Genomic DNA, 25,895 nt, shown 5'->3' with positions numbered 1-25,895 from the left:
TTCATCATGTTCAGTAATCGCTTTCAATCAACCGGTTTATGATTGGGAAACTAGTTTATTGTCAGTTTTCCTGCGGTCATGTCATACTAAGGCACATCCCGGACCAAAAGGGACAGACTCATGCAGATGCATGAAATGTCATAACCTCCTCATCAGAAGAGGCGACGAACGGGAAAAGCAGACAAAGGGGTGTTCAGGAATGAGTGGGAATAAGGCTGGAGGAACATTGAAGAAGCTTCGTCTGCTGCTTGCAGCTACGGTTGCACTGTCGGTTGTATTGAGCGGATGCTCGTCGGGTGAGGCGGACAAGGCTTCGACCGCTACCGGAAACAAGGGTGGTTCATTGAAGGTTGAAATTTTTGACAGAGGCAATACACCTCAGGGCTATACCATTACTGACAGCTATTTAACCCGATATGCAAAAGAAAACTTTGGCAAACCCAACGATATTGATCTGACGTACGTGCCCGTTCAGCGCTCCGAAGAAGTTACCAAGCTGAATGTTCTGATGGCTAGCGGTGGTGATGTACCTGATATCGTGTTCACTTATGATTCCGGAACCTTTGAACGGTATGCGGAGCAGGGTGGACTGACAGACTTGACCCCTCTGCTGAATGAGTACGGCCCAAATCTTAAAAAATTCCTCGGTGAAGATACGCTCAGCTACGGTCAGGTGGGGGGCAAGCAGTTCGCCATTCCCGGCAAACGTACCATCTTAGGGAAATATTCCTCTTTTATTCGTCAGGATTGGCTCGATACGCTGAATATGCCTGTTCCTAAAACGACAGACGAACTATACAACACGCTAAAAGCGTTCAAGGAAAAAGACCCCGGCAAGACCGGCGGTAAGGTCGTTCCGCTGGGAATGACGATGGAGCCGGGGCAATATGATCCGCTGTTGTGGTCTTTTATTAAGCCAGTGACAGATGAGCAGAAATATACGCTAACCCAAGAGCTGGGTTCCCGTGACTATCCAATCCTGCTACCTGGATTCAAGGATGGAGTTCAGTTTATGAACAAGCTTTACAATGAGAATCTGATCAGCAAGGACTTTGGTCTGGATAAGGACAAAAAACAGCTGACTCAGGATATTCAAAGCGGAAATACCGGTTTTTTCAGTGAAGATTACGACAACATCTATTATAACGACTCCGCCTATCCGAATCTGTTGGCTAACCAGTCCGCAGCGAAGCTGACTCCAATGGACCCTTATACCAACAGTGAGGGTAAGCACGCCAAGCCAGAATTTGCATCCAATGGACTCTACATTATGGTACCTAAATCCAGTGAGCATGCGATTGAGGCGATCAAGTATCTCGACTGGATGTCTTCCGAGAAGGTGCTGCTTGATATGCAAAATGGTGTGGAAGGCGAGAACTATACCTTGAAAGACGGAATTCCAGTTGCCAAGGAGAAACCGACACAAGAAGCGCAGGATCGTATCTATAATCAGGGTGATGTGGTCATTATTGCGAATGGCAAGATTGCAGGAGACGATAACAAAAACAAGGAAGCCTTTGTTTTGGGCATGCCGTCCCAATTCCAAGAGGATGTTCGCAAGGCGATGGATATTTCCAACACGGACACAATTTCACCAGTGAAATTTGACCATCCGATTAAAGCCGAGTCCAAATACAGTAACTCATTGCTGGATAAGTTTGACGAAATGGTCGTTAAATCCGTGATGGTGCCTCCGGCGCAGTTTGATGCAACATTCGAAGCGGCGTTGAAGGATTATATGGTGAGCGGTGGTCAAGCGATATTGGATGAGCGTACCGAAGCTTATAAGGCCATGACAGGCAAGTAAGAAGGCGGAAAGTAAAGGAGGAGACAGCGCATGAAAGGGAACGTTTACTTCCGCAGATATTGGCAATTATACGCGTTGCTTGTGCTGCCCCTGGCCTACTTCATTGTGTTCAAATATGGTCCGATGTGGGGAGTACAGATCGCGTTTAAGGATTTCAACTTCTTTCAGGGAATTACAGGGAGTGAGTGGATCGGGTTCGATGCGTTTAGAGAAGTGTTTCGTATGGATGATTTTTATCGAACGCTGCGCAATACCATCGTGCTAAACCTGCTTGATTTGCTGGTATCTTTTCCAGCACCTTTAATCTTGGCGATTTTGCTCTATGAAATGAAAGTAGTCTGGTTTAAAAAGCTGTCACAAACGATTTTGTATGTTCCCCATTTTATTTCGTGGGTGATTATTGGCGGGATTGTGTACCAGGTGTTTGGTACGCAGTCCGGCATGATCAACAATGTGCTTACTTCGCTCGGCTTTCAGGCGATTCCATTTTTGACAGATAAAAATGACTGGGTACTCACCTACCTGCTGACAGGAGTGTGGCAAAGTGCAGGCTGGGGAACGATTTTGTACCTCGCTGCCTTGACCGGGATTAACCGGGAATTGTTCGAAGCTGCCGAGGTAGATGGTGCAGGACGCATGAAAAGAATTTGGTACATTACGATCCCTGGCATGAAAACGACTATTGCTACGCTTCTTATCATTAATTTGGGTAATATGATCACCATTGGCTTTGATCGTCCTTATGTAATTGGAAATGTGGCGGTTCGAGATTATTCCGATGTACTTAGCACGTTCGTGTATCGCATCGGGATGGAATCCGGGCAATATACGCTGGCAACGGTGGTAGGCCTGTTCCAAGCTGTGGTTGGTCTCATCTTCGTATTAGGAGCTAACTATGCCTCCAAGAAACTGACAGATGAAAGTATTATGTAAGGGGAAAGGAGCTGACATCTGATGAGTGAACGTACTGCAAATCGCACCTTTGATATCGTAACCACCGTGTTAGTGGCTGTGGCTGTACTACTGTGCTTGGCCCCGTTTATTCACATTTTGTCTATTTCCTTTAGCTCGAACCGGGCCATTACATCCGGGGAAGTTACTTTGTTCCCAGTAGAGTTCAATTTGAAGGCATACGGAAAGGTCTTTTCTGATATGAGCATGATCCGTTCGCTCGGGTTTACAGTTATGCTGACGCTGATCACGACAGTGCTGAGTATGTTAATGACAATTATCGCAGCATATCCATTAACAAAGAAACACCTAAGAGGTCGTAAAACGATTATGTTCATTATTGTAGTAACGATGTTTTTTAGCGGCGGCATCATTCCTGAATACATTCTGGTGCGCGACTTACATTTGTTGAATAATATGTGGTCCCTTATTTTACCAGGGCTGATCAGCCCGTTTTATCTGATTATTTTGATTTCCTTTTTTAATGGGATTCCAGAAAGCTTGGGAGAAGCAGCAGAAATCGATGGCAGCAGCCAGTTCGGCACTTTGCTTCGGATTGTACTGCCGCTGTCCCTGCCTGTGCTGGCGACATTAAGCCTGTTTTACGGTGTAGGCCGTTGGAACGGATTTCAGGATACGCTGATGTATATTCAAAACCCCGACTTGTTCCCGTTACAGCTCAAGCTGTATCAAATGATTCAAAATAATATGGTATCCGAGCTAACCAGGCTGGAAGGAGCCAGTGGCGCGAGAATTACGCCTGAAGGGTTGAAGGCAGCAAGTGTCATTTTTGCAACGGTTCCAATTCTGCTAGTGTATCCGTGGCTGCAAAGATATTTTGTCAGCGGCGTGATGGTGGGAGCGGTGAAAGGGTGATGATAATGAAGGCGAAGGGGGAATATTCCTTTTCCACCTGTTGGAATATTAAAAAGCATACGGTCGGCCGAGAACTTGTAGAGGAAATCCGTCAGTTGGGCTTTAGCAGGGTGGAGTTGAACTATAACATTACCCGGGAAATGCTGACGACGATTGAGCCTATGATTGAGCGGGGAGAAATCGGCATATCGAGTGTGCATAATACATTTCCTCATACACCAGACCCGGATTACGGCACGGATTCCGTTCTGCTCGGGTTTGACGATGAAAGCAAGCGACAACGTGCGATAGAGCTGTTGGTGCAATCTGCGGAATATGCGCATCGTTATGGTGCAAAAGCGGTAGTTGTGCATCCCGGAGAGGTTCCATTTCCATATGATATCAGTGAGGAACTAGAGGATATTTTCAATGAGCAGGGCAGGGATTCTGCTGCTTATCAAACGTTGTGGGGCCAAATGCTGGAGCGTCGGAATTCACTGAGTGGGCACTATGTACAACGCATCCGTGATAGTCTGGAAGAGGTGTGTGACCGCATCGCATCCAAGGGATATGATGTAGCCATTGGCATTGAAACGCGTTCACGTTGCTATCAGATGCCTACGTTGCAGGAGGCAAAGACGATTATAGATCGTTTGAAGGGTGCACCTGTCTATCTGTGGTATGACATTGGACACGGTATGATTATGGACCGAATGGGACTGTACGACAACGCCAAGGAAGCCAATGAAATGATCGACTATATTCTCGGTGTTCATATTCATGAAACCATTGGTTTATCCGATCACTGGTGCCCTTATATTCATAGTGGTGATCTGGAGTTCTTCGATCGTTTTGTGAATATTATCCGGCAGGCCCCTATTAAGGTTTATGAGCTGAAAGCAGCTTGTCAGCCGGAGGATATTGAACGTAGCCATGAGTTGCTGACAAGTAAGATAGCGAAGCTTCAGCCGCAAGGATGATAAACGATTATGGATATTACAGGGGTTGAGAGGAATGTATAGTAAAATCGTAGCGATCAACGATGCCTGGGTAAAACCAGGTATGGACCATCAGGTACTGGATGCTGACAGCCGTTATTACGGCGGAGTGACTGATGATGAGAATGGAATCGCCTGGCCTAATCATTCGGTTGGTACTCCTGCCGCAATGGCGATCTGGGCGGCAGCGCTCGTCAATCCGGATTCTGCATATTATCGGAATGAGGATGTACTCATCCGACTGGAGCTGGCTGCGCAGTACATGCTACGTGTGCAGCATGAGGACGGTTCTATTTCACCGGGCTGGACCAATTTTCACTCGCCACCGGATACAGCGTTCGTGGTGGTAGGCTACGCCCAGGTCTATCAGCTGCTGGTTGGTGACGACTGGCTGGAGCTGCGTCGGGTGACTGATGCGATCTACTTGTTTCTGGAGCGGACGATTCCGGTCATGCTGACCGGAGGTTGCCATACGCCAAATCACCGTTGGGTATTGTGTGCTGCGCTGGGATTTCTACATGAGCTGTTTGATCTGCCCGAGGCGCTCGTGCGGGCTGAGGCTTGGCTAGCCGAAGGGCTGGACGGGACGCCAGATGGCGAATGGACGGAGCGCAGCAACGGAATTTATAATGCCGTTAGCGATATTATGCTGATTCATGCTGCCCGATTATTAAAACTGCCGGAGCTACTAGAGTCGGTGCGCCGTAATTTACGCATGATGGTGTACCTTGTCCATCCTGATGGTGAAGTGGTCACAGAGTATTCAGGGAGACAGGATTTTGGGGTGATCATGAACTTATCTTCTTATCTTCTACCATATGCCATGCTGGCTACAGAGGATGAGGACGCTATATTTGAAGCGATGGCTGTCGCCGCTATTCAAGTCATGGATCATCCTGGCGGTGCTCCTATCAATGCGGCTGTGCGCTTTTTACTAGATCCGCGTTTGCAAACTCGTAAAGTATCGCCAGCTACATTACCTGTCACCTATAACCAACTACTGAACGGAGACTTCCCAAGGGCTGACTATCTGAGTCGAATGGATGAGGCAGGCCATCACCAGCAGATTTATCATAGCCGACTGCATACGGACTTTGGAGCGCCAGTCGTTCGATATCGGCAGGAGGATACCAGTGCCACACTGATGACCGAGGCTTCATCGTTCCTATCGTTGCGGCACGGAGATGCACGATTATTGGCGGTTCAGGCTGCATCGTATTTCTCGCCTGGTTTTGTACCCATGCAGAAGCTGACAGCTCACGAACATGGTTGGACTCTGTCGGGCACACAGGTCAAAGGTTATTATGGCCCTGTAGCGACCTTAGATCTGCCGCCTACCTCGCAGGAGGAAGTCAGTCCGTGGTACTTGCTTCCGCATCACAAACGGCCATTAACCCATGAACAAAAGCATGAAATTCGGGTCGATGTGGATCGTCAGGGTGATGTGTGGACGCTTCGTTTTCGCTCAGAGGGTCCAGTAGATTGCATGACACAGATTCGATTTATTTTTGGGCGCGAAGGACGCTTCACTTGCGGGGAATATCGGCTGGTTAACGAAACGATTCAATGTTGGACTGGCGGTATGGCGCGCTATGAATCTGGGAATGCGTGGTTTGAGTTGATGGGAACAACCGTAGAGCATATGGCTAATTCCGTAAGGGGAGCCACTCTCCCCATGGATTGCCATACATTGCTGGTCAACTGGATGGCTCCGTTTGATCATACGATCCGCATTCGTATGTCGCCTTTACCTGTGAGTGAAGTCTAAAACACAGTAAGCATCTATTTTTCGGGGATGAAGTCCATTCCCGGAGAACGGATGTTTTTTTATGTTCATTTATGCCAGGGTAGAGCGCTTCCATTGAGCTTGAAGCCATTGTGGTGTACACTATCCAGAACAGGTGTAAATTGGAACGTCAGGAAGGCAAGACGGTTACAAGGAGGGAAAGACACATATGTATGCCCGTTTAAGATCGTTAAATTATCCACTAAAACTCTATGTTTTTTTAGCACTGGCCTTATGCTCCGTAATCAGTACATTGTGGATCATTAACGTGCGACTGCCCTCAGGGGGCCGCCCTTATCTTTTTATTTGGTGGAATATGATGTTGGCCTGGATTCCTATGCTGTTGACGCTACTGCTTGATGTAATGTACAGCTCGTGGAGGCGGGGAACAAGGACATTTTTACTCTGGGTTACGGGGGCGGCATGGCTTTTCTTTTATCCCAATACACCCTATTTGATCACAGATTTGCTGCATGTATTCGCCAGATATCCATTTCTCGGGGAGCAACGTTTCTGGGGAAATCCGTACTTTTGGAATCATGTACTGGGAATGCTGCTGGTAGCCGTACTTGGCCTGACAATGGGTTTTGTATCGCTCGAATCCGTACGACAATTGGTACAGCGTGCACGTGGTGGGCTTGTTAGTTGGCTGTTTATGTTGGCGGTACTCTTGTTGAGCAGCCTGGGTATTTACATTGGCCGTTTCTTTCGAGGGAACACATGGGATATTGTTTCTGCGCCCTCTCAACTGTATGCACAGGTATCTTCTATATGGGCAGACTCCTTGCAACGTACTCATTTTGTGGAGTTTAGTGGGATGGTATTTGTTATTTTGCTCGTCAGCTATGTATCCACGATGTGCGTAGTCTGGATGGGGAACAACCGCCAGGACGAATGGCGTCGCTGGTGATTTGATTGCAGCTGAGTGGCTGGATATCATCAAAAAATTGTAAAAACAAAGGAGGAGTAGCTACAATGAACGGACAGAATCGATCCGATATTCGCGCTGGTCTTCAGGTAGATATTGTACTTAAAAAGGATCAGCCTACCGGTAAGCTGACGCGAGGAACGGTGAAAGATATTTTGACCAATTCCCCGCGTCATCCGCATGGAATCAAAGTGCGTTTGGCAGACGGACAGGTTGGGCGTGTCAAACATATCGTAACGAACGAAGGCTAGAGCTTTGGGCTGAGGAGGAATGAAGATGAACCAGGCAACGGCATGGTCTAAAAATGATCGCTACCCGCTTGTTTTACTTGTATTGCTGGCGCTTGCCCTCATTTGGTCCTTGATTCGCCCGGTGGATTATTTTACATGGGTACTGGAAGTTCTACCCGCGGTTTTGGGAGCTGTGCTGCTGACGGCTTTGTACCGTAGATTTCGGTTTACCAATCTGGTATACACCCTAATCTGGCTGCACGCATTGATCTTGATTGTCGGTGGACATTATACCTATGCCGAAATGCCACTGTTCAACTGGATCCGGGATACGTTCGGACTGGAGCGCAATTATTATGATCGACTTGGGCATTTTGTACAAGGTTTTGTACCTGCACTCATTGTCAGGGAAGTGCTGTTGCGTAAAACGGCCTTGGGAAGCGGGAGCTGGCTCACTTTCCTCACGGTTAGTGTGTGTCTTGCGATCAGCGCTGTCTACGAGCTGATTGAGTTTGCTGTAGCCAAGGCAACCGGAACGGCAGCAGAAGCCTTTTTGGGCACACAGGGAGATGTATGGGATACCCAATGGGATATGCTTCTTGCGTTCATCGGTGCCTTGACCGCAGTGATTTTGTTGAGTGGGGTACATAACAAGCTGCTGAAACAATTAAGGTATTAGCAGAATTTATTTACCTCGCTTTTATCATGCTATCTGGAATTTCGCTGTTTTTGAAGGCTACATTCGCGTCATGGGACGGCTGTCGAGGTGTAGGGTTGCTGCGTCCATGTAGCTGTCCAGTAGCCGTTCAAAAATACGGTCCCACGTCTGCTCCAGGCTGTAGGCTCTACCCGATCTGGACATAGAATCGCGAAGTGAGGCATCCTCGTACAACAGGTGTACAGCTTTGGCAAAGGCAGCGGCGTCCCCAGCAGGACACAATAGTCCTGTTTTTCCATGGATTAGATTATCTTTTACCCCGCCTTCATTGGCACCGACCACAGGTGTACCGCTCGCCATAGCCTCCAGTACAACGTTGCCGAAGGTTTCCGTGGTGGAAGGGAAGAGAAATACGTCGGCTGCGGCGTAGAGTTCAGCTAATTCCGGCCCTTTCACAAAACCAAGCCAGTGGACTGCATGCTCCGGTACCCCTATATCCGCTGTAGTTTTGACCTTATACAATGGACCATCTCCTGCAATGACCAACACAGAGGCTGCGCGGACGTCGTCGGGTAACTGGAGATAGGAATCCAGTAACGTGTCTATCCCCTTTTCCGGTGCAAGCCTGCCCACATACAAAATAACAAATGCATCTGCATGAACGCCCCATTTCCTCCATACTGCATTCCGGTCCACCTTTGGTTGAAATCGGTCAGTATCAATGCCTCTACTCCAGATTTCGAGCTGCCCCATTCCTTTATTGCGCAACAATTCCATGGTTGATTGAGAAGGGACATACACCCTTTCGCAATGTCTGTGAAACCAGAGCATGTATTTCCATAACGCAGGTTCAAGCCAGCGAAGCTTGTAATATTCGAGGTATTTATCAAAGTGGGTGTGATATGAGGCGACGAGTGGAATATGGTGTTTGGCTGCGTAGCTTGTTCCATACAGGCCAAGGTTAAACGGAGTAGCGACATGAATCAAATGCGGGGAAAAGGCTGACAGACGCTCGTTGATCTGTTTGGCGTTGGGGATCGCAAGTCTGCATTCCCGGTACAATAAAAAGGGAATACTCCGAAATCGCTCCACACCCGGCCCAGAGGGCAGATGATGGTCTGCCTCCGGTGCGAAGACGAGCGTAGATACTCCATGTGTCTCCAGATAGCCAATCCATCGTTCCAGGGTCAGAGCAGCGCCATTCACGTCAGGCGTATACGTGTCCGTAAATAATGCAACTCGAAGCATGCCTTCATTCCTCCTCCGCCATTCTCATTTATCCTATGACGTTCCAGGGGAGTCCGCTTGGAGGCTCCGGCTTTTATTGTGTCATGATTTTGTTTACGGGCTTGCCGGGTTTTGTAAAACCTGGCCCGCGGACGGGCGCTTTTCTCGGAACATTCTGTAATAGACGAGGGAAGACAAAATATAGAAAACACCTGTCATGCTAAATGTGATGGCATAGCCCCAGTAGTTGCCATAAGTTGTAACCAAATAGGCTTGTACAGGTCCCATACCTGCGGTGCCTAGCATCCAGGTCGTCTGGAGAATGGAGTTGGCAATGCCACGATTTTTATCTGACACACGTTCGACGAGAATGGCGGTTTGCAGCGGATTGGCTGCATTCATTAGCGCTTGCCTGAATAGAAAGCTGATGGAAGCGATCCATAGCACGTTCGTAAAGCCTGTAATGAGAAGGAACGGTAGCGAAAGCATTTGGAAGCCAACTACAGCTCTGACCAGTCCTATTCGGCTACCGAGGGTAGGTCCGATCAACATGGAGAGGATGGTCATGAGCTGGCCGAGTGCAATCAGTAAACTCATTGCGCTGAGTGATACGGAGAAGCGGTTCGTAAAATACAAATTAAGATACGGGATGACCAGACCTGAACCTAACCCAAGAAAAAACTGGGCCAGAACAAATTGTCCAATAACCCGGCGATCAGAAGCAGCAGCAGGCGTCTCCGAGTCAGGTATATCGGATGTACTGTGCGGCGTATGTACTTGTTCTGTTTGAGGTGAAGATTCGGCAGGAGCTGGTGCTTCTAAGGTTGCCGTAGTTTTTGTGATGAATAATAGAGGAATAAAAGCGGTCAATGTTGCCATTCCTCCAAGGAACAGAGCAACCCGCAGACTGGATAGCGGTGTGATTCCCCACGTCTGCAGCCCATCTGCGAGTACACCACCCCCGAAGCTGCCTAGGACTTGGGCTGCCAGTACAAGAGCTGAGTAATAGCTGAATATTTTTAAGCGTTGGGCTTTACTTATGCTTTCCGCTAAGAAAGGCACAGCCAGCACCTGAATAAAGGCGGCGAATACACCTGAGATTACGGCAAATACCAACATGCTTCCACTGGTATCTGTAAAGGTACGGGCGAGAAAGGCCAGGTCGCTGAATAACGCGCCGATGAGCAGCATATTTTTGCGGCTCGTCCGATCGCCCCAAAATCCGACCGGAATGAACAGCAACGCCGTCGCTAGCGCCTGCATGCTGACCACTTGGCCGTTCATATCATCGTCAAAGCCAAGCTTTTGGATATACAGGTTGTACAGCACAGAAAACATTCCCGTACCCATCTGGTACAGCAGATTGGCCATAAAAAACAATCGGATATTACGCGGCCACTTTCGGGGCTCTTCTAACATTTTGCTAATCCATGACACGATGAGTTCCTCCTGTGACGTTGTTGCAAATAAGTTAATTCTGTTGATATGTATTCTATCAGGAACTGTACATTTCATAAATATTCCTGATCTCCGATTGTTTTGGGTAATAATAAAGCATGGACTTTACATTGAATTTTCATTATAGTAATTCGGTATGAATAAATTTGAAAGGTAAGCAGGAGGGATGGCTTTGGCTTTTGGAGCACGGGTGTTAAAAACGGGAATCGCAGTGACGCTCGCCCTTTTTCTGAGCACGCTTTTGAACACCCATTCGCCTGTGGGGGCAGCGATAGCCGCTATTTTTGCCATGCAACCGTCGATATATAGGTCGTGGCGTTATTTTCTGGATCAACTCCAAACAAGCACACTAGGTGCAATCATGGCGTTGCTGGGCGGAATGGTATTTTCGAATGAGCCGATTGCAGTCGGGCTGGTATGTGTATTGGTACTTATGATATGTCTGAAAATAAATATGGCTGATACGGTTGGATTGACACTTGTGACCGTTGTTTCTGTAATGGAAGCCTCAGGGGACTGGAAATTTGCGGTGACCCGCTTTGCACTCACTTTGATTGGGATTGTATCTGCTTTTGTCATCAATGTTAGCGTTTTTCCCCCGAAACCGAAAAGGCAGTTTATTAATCAGATTCAAAATGTATTTAACAGCATGTCTTTGTTGCTGCGTACTGCCATTTCCGATGAGATTAAGGAGTCTGTCTTTAAAGAGGAAAAAGGAAATCTGGAGGGAGCAATTAAATCGCTGTCGGACAAATATCATTTGTTCGAGGAAGAGCAGAAGAAGCTCAAGCGCTCTAAGTTTAGTCAAACGAGACAAATGGTAGTATACAAACAAATGCTCGGAAGTTTGCACAAAGGATATGAGGTACTGGATGCAGTGGAAAGGCACTACTTCCAGTCTCTACGGCCAAAGGGAACGGATGCTTTTTTTGACAGTCATCTGGAGCTACTGATTCGTTTTCACGAGCATGCTCTATTGAAATTCGAAAATAAGCTAAAACCGAATGAGGACGAAAGTGAATTGTTTCAGCAAGCCAACGGCGAATTTATGAAGCATGCGATTACACGTTTTGACCATTGTCAGGAGGGAATGCTGCGGCTTTCCATTGTAGCTGCGGCGATGTACGACTATGGTCATCAGCTGGAGAGGCTGAGCAGACTGGCCGATCATATTCATCCTGTGGAAGAGAGCAGATAGGCGAATTTCCTAAAAGAAAAGCGACCGCATTCATCAATCAGATGGCTGGTCGCTTTTTTATGTAATGAATTCAATTATGTAAGAACAGGTTAATAGAAGGTTGCCAGAACGCACAAAAAAAGCCCGCTGGTTGCGAACAGGGACTGAACTTGATACAATAGAGGATGCTCTGTTTTATGGTAAAACCATATGCTTAAGTTGTAAATCACACCTCTTTTTATATTATAGCATGCTTCAAAGGATTAGTCAATTTTCCCGGATCAGGGGGATGCCGCGAGTATGCCCGGGTCCATAATAGAGCATAGTTTGTACGCAAGGGAGCCCTGCGTGGAGCAGGAGGAAACGGAACAGGAGCGATGTCAGTGACTACTGAACAGCAATGGAATGAAGAACAACGAAGAGTAGAAGATGTGACCGCAGTGATTAGCGGGCGTATTCGGAAGCTAGAGACAGAGGTTGGTTCTGTGCGCGGAGATGTCGTCGATATGCGTAAAGACTTCTGGGATGAGGTAACGATCAATTTCAGTGAGGCGGATGATGTGGGCGAGACGTCCACCAGTTTGCGTCAGCAGTCTGAGATTTTGTCTGAGCGGGAACGAAGACACAAGCATTCTACAGAGGCGTTAGGTCGTTTGAAAAAGTTGCTTGATTCACCGTATTTTGCACGCATTGATTTTGCTGAGGAAGGGCAGACTGCGGAACGTGTTTATCTGGGGATTGCCTCCCTGCTGGATAATCAAGATGAGGAGTTTCTGATATACGACTGGCGCGCGCCTATTTCCAATCTTTATTACGATAACATGCCGGGGCCCGCTTCATATAAGACCCCGGCAGGGGAGATGGAAGGGGAACTCACGCTTAAGCGCCAATTCTCGATCCGTGATGGACAGATCCGTTTTATGTTCGATACAGGGGTGACGATTGGAGACGAACTTCTTCAAGCAGTATTGAGCCGCAGCTCGGATGCTCAAATGAAAAGTATTGTCGCTACCATCCAAAAGGAGCAGAATCGCATCATCCGTGATGATCGAAGTCGGATGCTCATTGTTCAGGGGGCGGCAGGAAGTGGCAAAACCTCTGCTGCGCTTCAGAGAGTAGCGTATTTACTGTATAAGTACCGGGATCGCTTACGAGCGGATCAGGTCGTGTTATTTTCGCCTAACCCGATGTTCAACAGTTATGTATCGACAGTATTGCCTGAATTGGGTGAGGAAAATATGCTTCAGGCCACGTTTCAGGAATATTTGGAGCGGCGTTTGGGCCGGGAGTTTCAGTTAGAAGATCCATTTGAACAGCTGGAATATGTGCTTTCAGCGTCGTTACAGCCTGGGTATGAAGCCAGGATGGAGGGTATCCGCTTTAAGTCGTCCAAGACATTCTTACACGTGATTACAGGCTACAAGACGTATTTGGAACAGGAGGGAATGCGTTTTAAACCCATCCGCTTTCAGGGACGTGAGGTGGTTTCAGTAGAGCAAATGGCACGCAAGTTTTATGAATTCGACTCTACGGTGCGGCTGGCGAACCGATTGGAACTGCTGCGGGATTGGATGCTCAAAGAGCTGGCCCGCTTTGGTAAGGAAGAATGCTCCGCCCCATGGGTGGATCAACAGATGGATCTGATGGAGCCGGAGGATTATCAGCGTGCCTATAACCGCATGCGCCGTAAATCCAAGAATAAGGGCGATACCTTCGACGATTTTACGCGTGAAAGAGAAATATTGGCGCGTATGGTGGTCAGTGACCGCTTAAAGCCCCTGCGCAAATGGATTAAGGCGCTTCGCTTCGTAGATACGACCCGGCTCTACAGCGAGCTGTTTATGAACGAGACGCTGCTGAGCCAACTGGCGAATCATGCAGAGCTGCCCGTCAGCTGGGGTGAAATTAGTCGACAAACTCTGGAACGAATTCAGGCTGGGGAGTTAGCGTATGAGGATGTGACACCCTTTTTATATTTGCGTGAGTTGATGCTGGGTTTCCGTTCTAATAGCAACATCCGTCACGTGTTTATTGATGAGGCACAGGACTATTCCCCATTCCAACTGGCTTTCTTCAAGCGCTTATTTCCACAGGCTAAAATGACGGCACTGGGTGATTTTAATCAGGCTATCTATGCCCATGCCTCGGTGCTTCAGGATGCAGAGCCATTGTATGACTTGTATGGTGCAGATCAGACCGAAATGATTTCCCTGACACGAAGCTATCGCTCAACACAGGAGATTGTGGAATTTACCCGGGAAATGGTCGCTGGGGGAGAGCACATTGTGCCGTTTAATCGTAAGGGTGAGAAGCCTCTTGTAACCGAGGTGCATTCGCGTGAAAAGTTGCATCAACAGATAGCTGGGAATGTCACAGAATTGTTGGCAGAAGGGTATGAATCCATTGCGGTGATTTGTAAAAATGCTGACGAAAGCGCGGCAGCCTACGAAGCGCTGGAAGGAAAGCTGTCAGTGAAGCCAAAATTGATTAAGAAAACAACTCCCGCTTTTGAAAAGGGGATTCATATCATTCCGGCCTACCTGGCAAAAGGCGTGGAATTCGATGCGGTCCTGATTTATGACGGATCAGCGAAACAATACCAGCGTGAGAGTGAGCGTAAGTTATTCTACACCGCCTGTACGCGAGCGATGCATCTGCTGCATATTTATAGCATAGGGGAGATTACGCCATTCGTGAGTTTACGGGATTCGGATACGTATACTCGCAAAGTGGAAGAAAGTGATCGTGTTCTATAGAGAGGACATTGGCAATCAGCTGGGGGCAAATACCTTAGAAACCCATGCGATGCTTGAATAGATGTAGAGTTGGCTGGCATTATGGAGCGTATTCCAGTAACATAAGCAAATAAGAAAAAAAGGTAAGAAGCATAAACGGAGGTTACAAACGTAATGGACATGAAGAGTGTATTTCAACGCCCGCCGCTGGCGGACTGTGTACCCGAGCTGGTGGCTACAGCTAGAGGGGAGCGCAAGGCATCGCTGGTGATCCGCGGAGGAACGCTGGTCAATGTGGTATCGGGCGAATTGCTGCCAGGCATGTCTATTGCTGTGCAAGGTTCTCGTATCGCTTACGTCGGTAGGGACGTCAGTCATACGATTGGAGAAGACACCATAATCATTGAAGCCGAAGGCCGCTATATGGCACCGGGGTTACTGGACGGACATTGTCACATCGAAAGCACACAGCTGACCGTAACTGAGTTCGCTAAGGCTGTACTGCCGCTGGGAGTGACGGGTGGTTTTTTTGACCCGCATGAAATTTCCAATGTACTGGGTCTAAAAGGGCTTCGTCTGATGCTGGACGAAGCACGTACGACACCGCTGGCTGCTTACATGCAGGTGGCTTCTTGCGTGCCGTCCACAGGTCCGGAACTGGAAACGACGGGTGCCTCCTTCGGCCCGGCGGAAGTCGCAGAGGCGTTAAGCTGGGGCCCGGATATGATCGGGCTGGGCGAAGTCATGAATTTCCCTGGTGTCGTCTATGGAGACGATGTGATGATCGGGGAAATTCAGGCCACGCTGCGCGCGGGCAAGGTGGCGGATGGCCATTTTACATGGGCCTCCGATGATTGGCGTCTGCCGGTCTATGCAGCCGCGGGAATTACGGGCGATCACGAGTGTGTCACGCCCGAGGATGTAGCCGAGCGTATCCGGCTCGGCATGTATGCCAAGATGCGGCAAGGCTCCGCATGGCATGATGTGGCCGAGACGATCCGAGCCAGCACGGAAATGGGTCTCGACACGCGCCGCATGATGCTGGTAACGGATGACCGCAGCGCAGAATCCTTGCTCCATGAAGGACAGATGGATTTCGTCGTGCGTCATGCCATTGCACAGGGCGTCAAGCCCGTAACCGCGTTTCAGATGGCCACGCTGAATACGGCAGAGCGCTTCGGCGTGGCACGGGATATCGGAGCGATCATTCCGGGTGCGATTGCCGACATTATTTTGCTTGATGGCCGATTGGCCGAAGTGAATGTGACGGCTACCATCGCAGCGGGCCAGCTGGTGGCCGAGCACGGTCAAATGGTCGCCGATTGGGACGGCTTCGTTTATCCTGCGGAAGTGATGGACACCGTCCATCTGGGGCGAGAGCTGAGTGCTGCAGATTTCCGCATTGCGGCTCCAGTACAGGAGGGGGATGTACCTGTACGAGTGATTCGTGTTACGGAAAATCACGTGGACACGAAGGAAGTGCGGATGACCGTTCCGGTCCGTAATGGAGAAGTCACGGCAGATCCTGCACAGGATTTGTGCAAAATAGCCGTTTTCGAGCGCCATCATGCCAGTGGCAGTCACGCGGTTGCACTTGTAACAGGTGTAGGCTTCACCGAGCCGGCTGCGATTGCCATGACCGTCGCGCATGATAGCCACAACTTGCTCGTCATTGGTAATGATGACGGGCTCATGACCCAGGCGGCGAAGCAGGCTGTTGCCCTGCGTGGTGGCGTGGTCGTCGTATCCGCCTCGGGTGAGACGCGCTTCCCGCTGCCTATCGCCGGGCTGATGTCCCCAGCTCCGTTTGCAGAGGTGGCTGCGCAGTCCGAAAGTATCAGCCGGGCGCTTCAGCAATCCGGCTGCATGCTGAACAACGCGCTGATGACACTGTCACTGCTCGCACTGGTCGTTATCCCTGAAATCCGTCTGTCGGATCAGGGGCTTGTCGTGATCGGAGCGGATGGCATCCGCAAGGTATCTCTTTTCGTGGAAGAGGATGCTGCGGAAGTCTGATAGAACACGTCGCTGGGGGTTGTCCTGCAGGTCTGACCAGACCTGAGGGATAACCCCTGTTTTTCATATACGAAGCCAAAAAAGTTATCTTCGATTCCTTTATAAAAGTCAAGGAGAGGTGAGCAGATGCATCCCTATTATCGTTCATTAGAAAAGATGGCTCATCATGCCTCGATTATAGAGCAGGATTGGAACAGGTTTGTAGAGCAAACCCATGTGAAGCATATTCAGCAGGGAATTCGCCTTTTATCTTTTGGAGACGAAAAAAGTGTAATTAGAAAAAATCACATTATACAGTTGTGTTACTTATAATCTTCAGAAAACCGTTCTTCCCAGCGGTAAACATTAACTGATTAATGGATTTTCTTGCGGTATCGTTAAACAAATACCACTCATCTTTCGATACGTCATGAACTAAAATCTCTGGATATTCTGTTGAAAGTTCAGATGGAACAGGACTAATTAAAGAATAAATATCAAAACGAACTAAGCTTTTCCCTTTTTGGTCTAAGAAATCATATTGTGCATTTTTATAATAAGACCCAAATGTGTCAATAGTGAAGCTCCAAGAGTAGTTTGCAGGTGCTTCAACCTTTTCACCTATGTTTTTTGCGAAAATATTATAAATGGTTTCATTAAATGCATTTACATTAATTTGCTGAACTACGCCGCCCATAAACATATGGTATTCATATTGCAATGCTTTTACTTGTACACCGTCTATGAACAATGGTTTAGTATCAACAGTCACTGCAAAGTTGTTGTAATTGACATTACAGCCAAACGTCTCTGCAATAAAACGAAGTGGAACATATATGCGATTATTTTTCGTGTATGGTTTTACATCAAGCAGTATCTTTTCTCCGTTTTTTTTCGCGGTGTTTCTATTTATTGCTAATTTCACTTTCATATCGCTTTTAGCGAGAATAACCTCGGAATTGGACCACTCGACGCTAGCCCCCAAACTTTCACTAATAACACGTAGAGGTACCATTGTGCGTTTGTTCTTCATTTCGGGCTTCACATCGGATGTAGTAGTCACACCGTCAACTTTGATTTGATTTTCTGCTGCATAAGTAGTGGACGATGAAATAAATAAAAAAATTGTAAGAAAAGCCCCAAAGAAAGCTTTTTTCATAAATGATTGCTCCTTTCTTGGTTTAATTTGTTGCGAGCAATTTTACCCCATATTAAGACGCAACTGGATAAAGATCGTTGCGCTGTCCTGTCTGTTAACTTAACGTAACAACCAGTTTGTACTATTTAATTAACTTCCGACATTTACCAACTTTAAACTTCTAATCTTCCTGGGGAATTATGTCGATAACATTGAATATTATTCATAAAATTTATCAAAGTAAATCCTTAGGGGGAAAGTTAATGAGAATACAGCTAAAAGTTGCGATTTCTCTAGCATGTTTAATGATGTTTATAGGTTGCTCAGCCTCACCAGTATCACAGCAGACGACCAAGATTACACTTTTGAATTCCAAAAGTGAAATAAAAACTCAGTTAGAAGAAGTAGCAAAACAATACAATCAAGAGCACTCTGAAGTATCTTTGGAGATTATTACCGCTCCTGAGGGGACGTCTGCATATCAAAAGCTGATGTCGATGTACGGCTCAGGAAGTCCCGCTACCATGTCGATGCTGGATCCTGGGGATGCTCAGCAATTTCTGGATAAAGCCGTTGATTTAAGCAAAGAAAAGTGGGTAGCTGATACGATAGAAAATGGACTTGACGCCGTTAAGAAAAGTGATGCTGTGCTGGGGTTTCCATTTGCAGTGGAAGGCTACGGATTAATTTACAATAAGAAAGTGCTGGACAAAGCAACAGGTGGGGCTTTTGATGCTTCCTCGGTAAAAAGTAGAAGCAACCTGAACTCATTAATGGCTAAGATTCAGAAGACGGGAGTAGCACCGGTCATGCTTTCACCAATGGACTGGTCTCTCGGCTCTCATCTTTTAGCTTTATCTTATTCTGTTCAGCCTGGGGGTTTTCCGGAGTTTGTTAAAGGTATGCAGGATAACTCCATAGACATGTCCCAAAACAGTGTGATGTCTGGATGGGTACAAACTTTAGACCTACTCAAGGATAACAGCATCAATAAGCATTCGCCTTTGGACAGCACGTATGACGATGGAGCTAAAGCATTAGGAGAGGGAAAAGTGGGGCTTTGGTTTATGGGCAACTGGGCTTGGGCGGGGATTAAGAGCAATGATACAGCAAATGAGGAATACGGTTTTTTGCCCCTTCCGTTAAGCGATAATACGGATGACCCTAACAATGCTAAGATTACAGTCGGTGTAACAAAGTATATTTTCATTGACTCCACAGCTACCACACCTCAGGAGCAAGAGGAAGCAAAGAAGTTTCTGAACTGGCTGGTATACGACAAGTCCGGACAAGATTTTCTTGTAAACAAGGCTAATACGGTACCCGCGTTCAAAAATATTGATTTAGAGCCTGCCGATCCTTTGGGAAGATCAATCAAGTCGTATATCTCGAGCGGAAAGACGCTGCCGTTTATGTCAACCCTTCCACCTGATCATGGGGCCATCACAGGAGCATCTATCCAAAGCTACATCAGTGGAAAGATAGATAAGGCTGAGCTGTTGCGCCAAATACGCATATATTGGAAAGCTCAGCAGTGATGACACGAGACCAGTCACGGGAGGAAGATAAAGATGTTTAAATTAACGTTAAAGAAAAAAATAATTAGTGCAGCGCTCATACTGGTTATCGTACTTTCCCTTTCAAGTGTTATAGGCGTCATTAAGATGTCGGAAATGGGAGAGGCTTCTGACAAGGTAAATAACAGGTCTTTACCCGCGGTTATTCTTCTTCAGGGTATGGATAAGCAGATTACAGAAATCGATAGACTCACCGTTCGATTGATACTTGAAGAGGATGCGGCTGTTCGCAGCACTTATCAAGAAGAACTAACCAAAGCTACTGCTTCAATGGATAAGAGTGTAAATGAATATCAAAGTTTAGCCTCTACGGCAGAGGAAAAAGAACTGTTCACCAACTTTTATGGTCAGTGGGCAATGTATCTTCGCCATCTCAAAGTGGTTTCCGCTGCCATGGAAGAAAACGACAAAGTGATGGCCTACATGATCATTCATGGAAATTCTTCTATTTATAAGGCAGCATTAGACGATGTAAATAAACTGAAGCTACTTAATGAGCAGTACGCTACTGATGCCGCTAATCAATCGAGTCAATCTTACCATTCAGGTAGAATTTTAATGATTTCTCTGACGATCATATGTACGATACTTGGAATCATTGGTTCTTTTTTACTGGCTCAATCGTTCACTAAGCCCATATTAAAGATAGCGGAACAGATAAAGCTGGTAACGAGGGGGAACCTGCAAGTGGAACCCCTTAGTATCCGATCAAAAGATGAGGTCGGGGAACTGGCATCCGATTTTAATGAAATGTGCGATTCACTGCGCAACCTTTTAAAGGAAGTTGTGGATAATTCCTTACTGGTTGCCTCTACGGCTGAACAGTTAACGGCCAGTGCGGAACAGACAAGCATCGCTACCGAGCAGATAGCTATAAGTGCCACTCAAGTTGCGGAGGGATCTCAGACACAGCTTGCAGATATAGCTGAAACGCTGAATTACACGGTAGACGTTTCTAAAAGTGTAGACAACATAACGAATCGCTTTGTTCATGTGGCTAATCTCACAACCCAAGCACAAGAAAAAGCAAACAACGGGAAAACCCAAATGTCTTCGACTGTCTCCCAAATAAGAGATGTGCATACCAAGGTAACTCAATCCGCTGAAGTGGTAAATATTCTAGGAGAAAAGTCGGCGGAGATCAGACAGATCACAGCTATGATCCGTGAAATAGCAGCCCGAACCAACTTGCTTTCAATAAATGCGAGTATAGAAGCTGCGAGGGCGGGAGAGCAGGGAAAAGGGTTTGCGGTTGTTGCTTTTGAAGTACGCAATTTGTCGGCACAAGCAAGTGAAGCAACAGGCAAGATCTCTTCTCTGGTCAACGAAATTACCTTAAGAACAAACGAAGTCGTGCTTTCAATGAACGAAGGTGTTCAATCTCTAAATGAAGGTATGATGCTTGTCGAAGGTGTCGGTAACGTCTTTTCTGAGATTGTAGGTGCCGTTGAAGAAGTGAGCGGTGAGGTGGACACTGCGGCTGTAGAAGCAAGATCTGTAAATGAAGGAACCGTTTCTATGGTGGAATCTATGAGAAAAATTGCTGAAATCTCCGAACGTGCAGCCGATTCTACTCAAACAGTCGCAAGCGTGGTCGAGGAAACTACCGCTTCCATGCAGGAAGTGTCTGCAGGTGCTAACATGCTTGCCAAGCGGGCGGAAGAGATGAATCAAACGGTGTCGGTATTCAAGATTTAAAATAAGCTTCAAATTAACTGGAGTTAAGAGCGGCAGCCTTGGACGAGAAAAACAAGTCCTAGACTGCCGCTGTTCTGTTAAGCTCAAACCATTAGATTACGAATGAACTGCTTCAGCTTTTTTGTTTGCTCTTTTCAAATCTTGTTTACGGCGTTCCTCCAGATACCGTTCCCCATTCTTCTTGTCTGCTGTCAGTGTAAAGCAGGATATGATGGTGAACAGGCCTGCAATGGAACCCAGAATTACATAGGTAATCGGGAAATTTAATACTTCATACATATGCCCCACAATGGGCGAGAAAATGGAAACCACCAGGGAGCCCATAAACAAATACAGCAGGTACATGGTGGAGGACAGGCGCTGGTCAAAGTTAACGGTAATATATTTGAAGATGGCTACCAGAATAAGCGGTTTCTCCAGGGAGTGAATCATCTTCATTGCAGCGACCCATATGGAACCGAATGGCAACGAAGAGCCGATAATACGCAAAGACATAATCGACCCGGCAATAATTAATGCCCATTTGGCGGTCGTTTTGTTTACAAACCAAGGGGTAACGAAAAGGAACACAAATTCCAGGAAAACTTGCACAGCGCTCAAATCGCCAAGGAATTGATTTCCTTCCGCTTTGGAACTGAACTGCGATACGAAGTATGTGGCAAACTGTTGGTCATATACCTCATAAATTTGGGTCACGCCAACCATGAATAGCATAAGAAACCAGAACTTTTTGGTACGTACGAGATGCAGTACATCAATTAGCTTCAACGATTCTGTTTTCTGCTGCTCCTGTCCGGAAATTTCGACTTTGGTCAGGAAGATGCAGATCATGGCAACAATGGCAGATACCGAGGCGATCCAGAAGGTCAGATTTACATTGATATTGATGACCCGTCCAGCAACAAAAGTAGCCGCCGCCCATCCGAGCGAACCCCACATACGAACCCGTCCGTATTCAAAGCCATATTTACGCGAAACTTTGTCCATATACGAATCGACGACACCGTTACCTGCATTAAACACCAGGCCGATAAATAGCGCACCAACAATGGCACCAATGACGAACTGCGTTTGAAGCAATGGACCGTACACATAGATAAAAAAGGGTCCGACGAGCAAAAGGATTGTAAAGAGTATGTACAGCAGATGTTTTCTCAAGCCCAGCTTGTCAGATAAGTAACCGAACAGGGGCTGCATGATCAAGGCGACGATTGAATTAGCCGCGTATAGAAATCCCGTGTAGGTTTGTGAAATTCCCAGGCTTTGTCCCAGCCAAATGACAAAAAAAGACATGGCGGCAGACCATGTAAACAGATAAGCGAAGTTAAAAATACTCAAAGACCAATAGTTGCGTTTTGCCAAATTCATCATGTTTAAGCACCCCTTTAAATTGTAGCGGATCAAATTGTATACAACGTCAGTATGCATTGTCTGTACTATTAATTGTAAGGATTATTCAGATGCTTCCATAGGGCATTTTCCCAAGATTTCCTGTGCTTATTACAATCAGTTGATAATTCGAATAAAACAGCCGATCCTGATATGGATTAAATATGGTAAAATATACAAAACAGATTATGTATTACTCTTTCGAACAGAGATGAAGAATGCGTATGATTTTAAAGAAATCTAACATAGCGAACGCTTGAGAGTTAACTCACTTTCTTTATCCAAAAGCAACCAGGCAGCTCTTGATGTAAGCGATATGACGGTAACATGAGAATATGCTGTTACATGGGTGTTTGAACTAATTAAAAACTTTTACGAGACCTACCAGGTGTGTGTAACTACATCTACGTCTTGTAAGAAATAAGTCCTAAGTGTAAAATTCCCTTATAGTTCATTAAGCTCACTAAGTAGGAGGAGAAACATAGGGTAGCATCATAATTGTAAAAGCAAGGGGATGAAGTGATTCATTTTGCAAGTACAAAGTTACTTGAAACAGTGATCGTATATAGAGTATTGTGTAACGACGAGTTAAGACGAAACCCACTCACCCTAAAGGCACAGGTTATCACCCTACACTAGTCAGAAGGGGGGAGCGGATGGCTGTCCCTGATTGGTGATGGCATTTAGATCGAACTGAGCATTATTTGTGAAAAGCACCAGATTACATACTCTAGGCAATCAGATACCGTTCTTTGGATGCAACATGGGCTACGTCCCTATTAACATATATTATACAAATTAAAGAGAAAACGAATAAAAACAAAATGTTGTGAATTCGTAGTTGGAGGATTTATTATGTCGAAAAGTGTTTCTTCGTCCTTTATTATCATTATAGGATCAATGCTATTTGCCTTATTTTTTGGTGCAGGGAATCTAATCTTTCCACCTATGCTTGGGCAAATGGCTGGAAAGAATGTATGGATAGCCAATGCAGGTTTCTTGGTTACTGGAGTTGGCTTACCATTACTAGCCGTCACAGCCTTTGTTTTTTCGGGCAAAAGCAATTTGCAAACTTTAGCGAGTCGTGTACATCCTGTATTCGGCATTGTCTTTACAACCATTCTTTATCTAGCCATCGGGCCTTTATATGCAATTCCTAGAACCGGTAGTGTGTCATTTGAAATTGGAGTAAAACCTTTTTTTTCAAACAATGCAGATCATCCTGTCGCACTTTTTGTATTTACTATCCTTTTTTTTGCAGTTGCATGTTTGTTATCACTTAATCCTACAAAAATTATTGATGTAATCGGAAAGTTTTTAACACCCATTAAATTGACATTCATTGGATTACTTGTGATTGTAGCTATTATTCACCCAATAGGAAAGTTCCAAGAACCTGCGGAGGGTTATACATCGAATGTCTTTTTCAAAGGCTTTCAAGAGGGTTATTTAACATTGGACGCTCTTGTAGCCTTTATTTTTGGAATTATCATTGTGAATGCAATTAAGGATAGAGGAGTTACTTCCAAAAAAGAGTTGATGATCATTTGTGCCAAAGCGATAGCAATTGCGGTTATACTCTTAGCTTTTATCTATACGTCTCTTTCATACATGGGAGCTTCTAGCGTTGAAAAATTGGGTGTTTTAGGAAATGGAGCTGAGGTGTTAGCTAAGGTTTCCTCCTATTATTTTGGATCTTATGGTTCTATTCTATTAGGCTTAATGATTACAGTAGCGTGTTTAACGACAAGTGTGGGGCTTATCACTTCCTGCTCTTCCTTTTTTCATGGATTATTTCCAAAAGTCTCTTATAAAAGAGTTGCTCTCATGTTATCTATATTTAGTACCCTTGTAGCCAACATAGGTTTAACACAGCTCATTAAGGTTTCAACGCCAGTATTAATGGCAATATATCCTATTGCTATTTCTCTAATATTTTTAACTTTTTTACATCCCGTATTTAAAGGAAGGTCAGAAGTATATCAAGGCAGTTTGATATTAACCTTTATCATTAGTTTATTTGATGGCTTGAATGCTGCTGGAATAAAAATTAATGTAATTAATGATTTTTTCACTCATCTTCTTCCATTATATAATGTAGGGTTAGGGTGGTTAATTCCCTCTGTTTTAGGAGGCGTAGCTGGCTACATATTTACTAAGTTAAGAGGAAGAAAAATAATTTTAGTACTTATGAAGCCCAAAAAAAATAAATGATTTATCCTATGCATATTAGTCTGTTATATAAGGGACAGCAAGCGCCTGATCTGCTTCGTGCTGCTTACGGTACTGCGAAGGGGTCAGGCCGTTCCATTTTTTAAAGGTCGCAATAAAATAGCTTAGATTGTCAAAACCAACATCCAGCGCAATATCAACCACTTTGCGATCACTTTGCTCCAGCAACCTGCAAGCCTTTTGAATCCGATGATAGTTAATATATTCTACCGGGCTTTTCTGAACCATCTGCTTAAAAAAACGGCAAAAATGCCCCTCACTCATTCCAATCTCATCTGCGATCTCCCGTAAACGTATAGGCTCATGAGCATGACTGTTAATATACACCAGCGCTTTTTTGATCCGTTCAACTTTATTGCGTTGCCCTGCCATAATCACATCCTCTCCGTTAGCGGGGGTCATGTGTGGGTACAGACAGGCGATCATGCTATAGAGCTGCGCCTTGGTCGCCAGTTCACGGGCAGGCGCATTCTGCTCATGGCTGGTGATAATGTGTCGCAATGCAGCCAGCACCTCTTGCTCCCAGGGCTGCACGCCGCGAATGTGAGGGGGAGGGACAAGCTTTTTACTGATAAATGGGTCAATAAACTGCGTTTGCACCGTATCCTGCGTGCGGCTGTGCAGCATGTCGGGGTGAAACACCACCGCAGAAAATACGCAACGAGCGCTTTTTTGTAAATAACCTGCATGAAGCTCGCCGCTGTTGACAAAAAGAGCTTCACCTTCGTTCACCTCCGTATAGACCATATCCGTCTGAAATATGGCGCTCCCCTGTTCCACTACGATAAACTCCATCTCCTCATGCCAATGGGACTCCAGTACACTATTTCCATTTAGCTGCTCTACGCTCGGATATACGCTAACCGGATACATGGGATTGCCGTGAATGCGATTTTCCCGCAACATTTCTCTTTGCATTTCTATGACTCCTTTTCCGCAAACTGATTTATATATAAAACATCAAAATATTGATACAATACGTCAAAATAAAAGAAGTAAACCCTTACATAAATCAATATTATTATAGTAAGGATTTCGAAAAAATCCAACAAGCGA

The 25,895-nt window shown here is 46.1% G+C and carries 19 protein-coding genes; 14 read left to right on the top strand and 5 right to left on the bottom strand.

Annotated elements, in window-relative coordinates:
* Positions 1-199 precede the first annotated feature (199 nt).
* From MKX30_RS12210 to MKX30_RS12175, 8 genes are all read left to right on the top strand, one after another.
* On the top strand, positions 200-1,807 hold the full coding sequence (locus MKX30_RS12210; RefSeq protein ID WP_028542781.1) for an extracellular solute-binding protein: 1,608 nt from the start codon (positions 200-202) through the stop codon (positions 1,805-1,807).
* Positions 1,808-1,837: 30 nt separating this feature from the next.
* Positions 1,838-2,740 (top strand): ABC transporter permease, encoded by a 903-nt coding sequence (locus MKX30_RS12205; RefSeq protein WP_025721738.1) that lies wholly within the window; start codon positions 1,838-1,840, stop codon positions 2,738-2,740.
* A gap of 21 nt (positions 2,741-2,761) precedes the next feature.
* Positions 2,762-3,634, top strand: a complete 873-nt coding sequence (locus tag MKX30_RS12200) for a carbohydrate ABC transporter permease (RefSeq protein WP_028542780.1) — start codon at positions 2,762-2,764, stop codon at positions 3,632-3,634.
* A complete protein-coding gene (locus MKX30_RS12195; protein ID WP_034095012.1) occupies positions 3,634-4,593 on the top strand; it encodes a sugar phosphate isomerase/epimerase family protein in 960 nt (319 codons plus the stop codon). The genes MKX30_RS12200 and MKX30_RS12195 overlap by 1 nt, the downstream gene beginning before the upstream one ends.
* 34 nt (positions 4,594-4,627) lie before the next feature.
* Positions 4,628-6,379, top strand: coding sequence for a hypothetical protein (locus MKX30_RS12190; RefSeq protein ID WP_341062852.1), 1,752 nt, complete (start codon positions 4,628-4,630; stop codon positions 6,377-6,379).
* A 187-nt stretch (positions 6,380-6,566) separates the two neighbouring features.
* Positions 6,567-7,307 (top strand): DUF1361 domain-containing protein, encoded by a 741-nt coding sequence (locus MKX30_RS12185; RefSeq protein WP_069080066.1) that lies wholly within the window; start codon positions 6,567-6,569, stop codon positions 7,305-7,307.
* A 65-nt stretch (positions 7,308-7,372) separates the two neighbouring features.
* Positions 7,373-7,576 carry a YwbE family protein gene (locus MKX30_RS12180; protein ID WP_013309792.1) on the top strand — a complete coding sequence of 68 codons (204 nt, stop codon included), beginning with the start codon at positions 7,373-7,375 and terminating at the stop codon, positions 7,574-7,576.
* Between the two features lie 25 nt (positions 7,577-7,601).
* Positions 7,602-8,234 carry a DUF2238 domain-containing protein gene (locus MKX30_RS12175; protein WP_023988099.1) on the top strand — a complete coding sequence of 211 codons (633 nt, stop codon included), beginning with the start codon at positions 7,602-7,604 and terminating at the stop codon, positions 8,232-8,234.
* Positions 8,235-8,291: 57 nt separating this feature from the next.
* Here MKX30_RS12175 and MKX30_RS12170 read toward each other — a convergent pair whose 3' ends face one another.
* Both MKX30_RS12170 and MKX30_RS12165 read right to left on the bottom strand, forming a co-directional pair.
* A complete protein-coding gene (locus MKX30_RS12170; RefSeq protein ID WP_053325197.1) occupies positions 8,292-9,461 on the bottom strand; it encodes a glycosyltransferase family 4 protein in 1,170 nt (389 codons plus the stop codon).
* A gap of 93 nt (positions 9,462-9,554) precedes the next feature.
* On the bottom strand, positions 9,555-10,877 hold the full coding sequence (locus tag MKX30_RS12165) for an MFS transporter (RefSeq protein WP_341062851.1): 1,323 nt from the start codon (positions 10,875-10,877) through the stop codon (positions 9,555-9,557).
* Between the two features lie 187 nt (positions 10,878-11,064).
* On the opposite strand from MKX30_RS12165, the gene MKX30_RS12160 reads away from it, so the two are divergent.
* The 3 genes from MKX30_RS12160 (at position 11,065) to MKX30_RS12150 (ending at position 16,826) form a co-directional block, all read left to right on the top strand.
* Positions 11,065-12,096, top strand: a complete 1,032-nt coding sequence (locus MKX30_RS12160) for an FUSC family protein (protein ID WP_175405266.1) — start codon at positions 11,065-11,067, stop codon at positions 12,094-12,096.
* Between the two features lie 356 nt (positions 12,097-12,452).
* The gene (gene helD, locus MKX30_RS12155) at positions 12,453-14,831 is read left to right on the top strand and encodes an RNA polymerase recycling motor HelD (protein ID WP_256715588.1); all 2,379 of its coding nucleotides are present in this window, start codon (positions 12,453-12,455) and stop codon (positions 14,829-14,831) included.
* A gap of 153 nt (positions 14,832-14,984) precedes the next feature.
* Positions 14,985-16,826 carry an adenine deaminase gene (locus MKX30_RS12150; RefSeq protein ID WP_068940600.1) on the top strand — a complete coding sequence of 614 codons (1,842 nt, stop codon included), beginning with the start codon at positions 14,985-14,987 and terminating at the stop codon, positions 16,824-16,826.
* A 289-nt stretch (positions 16,827-17,115) separates the two neighbouring features.
* Here the strand turns inward: MKX30_RS12150 and MKX30_RS12145 are convergent, their stop codons facing one another.
* Positions 17,116-17,964, bottom strand: a complete 849-nt coding sequence (locus MKX30_RS12145) for a copper amine oxidase N-terminal domain-containing protein (RefSeq protein WP_023988106.1) — start codon at positions 17,962-17,964, stop codon at positions 17,116-17,118.
* A 242-nt stretch (positions 17,965-18,206) separates the two neighbouring features.
* Here MKX30_RS12145 and MKX30_RS12140 point away from each other — a divergent pair, with 242 nt between their 5' ends.
* Together MKX30_RS12140 and MKX30_RS12135 are read left to right on the top strand one after the other, a co-directional pair.
* Positions 18,207-19,481: an ABC transporter substrate-binding protein gene (locus MKX30_RS12140; RefSeq protein ID WP_023988107.1), complete on the top strand. Its 1,275-nt coding sequence runs from the start codon at positions 18,207-18,209 to the stop codon at positions 19,479-19,481.
* Positions 19,482-19,514: 33 nt separating this feature from the next.
* On the top strand, positions 19,515-21,218 hold the full coding sequence (locus tag MKX30_RS12135; RefSeq protein WP_341062850.1) for a methyl-accepting chemotaxis protein: 1,704 nt from the start codon (positions 19,515-19,517) through the stop codon (positions 21,216-21,218).
* Positions 21,219-21,314: 96 nt separating this feature from the next.
* Here MKX30_RS12135 and MKX30_RS12130 read toward each other — a convergent pair whose 3' ends face one another.
* Positions 21,315-22,589, bottom strand: a complete 1,275-nt coding sequence (locus MKX30_RS12130) for an oligosaccharide MFS transporter (protein ID WP_034095014.1) — start codon at positions 22,587-22,589, stop codon at positions 21,315-21,317.
* A gap of 873 nt (positions 22,590-23,462) precedes the next feature.
* Here MKX30_RS12130 and brnQ point away from each other — a divergent pair.
* Positions 23,463-24,821, top strand: a complete 1,359-nt coding sequence (brnQ, locus tag MKX30_RS12125; RefSeq protein WP_023988110.1) for a branched-chain amino acid transport system II carrier protein — start codon at positions 23,463-23,465, stop codon at positions 24,819-24,821.
* Positions 24,822-24,836: 15 nt separating this feature from the next.
* Here brnQ and MKX30_RS12120 read toward each other — a convergent pair whose 3' ends face one another.
* Entirely contained in the window at positions 24,837-25,757 is a 921-nt protein-coding gene (locus tag MKX30_RS12120; RefSeq protein WP_028542770.1) for an AraC family transcriptional regulator, read from the bottom strand.
* Positions 25,758-25,895: the final 138 nt, after the last annotated feature.

Origin of the sequence: Paenibacillus sp. FSL P2-0173 (genome assembly GCF_038008045.1) — a bacterium.
Taxonomy (GTDB): Bacteria; Bacillota; Bacilli; order Paenibacillales; family Paenibacillaceae; genus Paenibacillus; species Paenibacillus polymyxa_B.
This window is presented reverse-complemented; position numbering and strand designations above follow the sequence as displayed.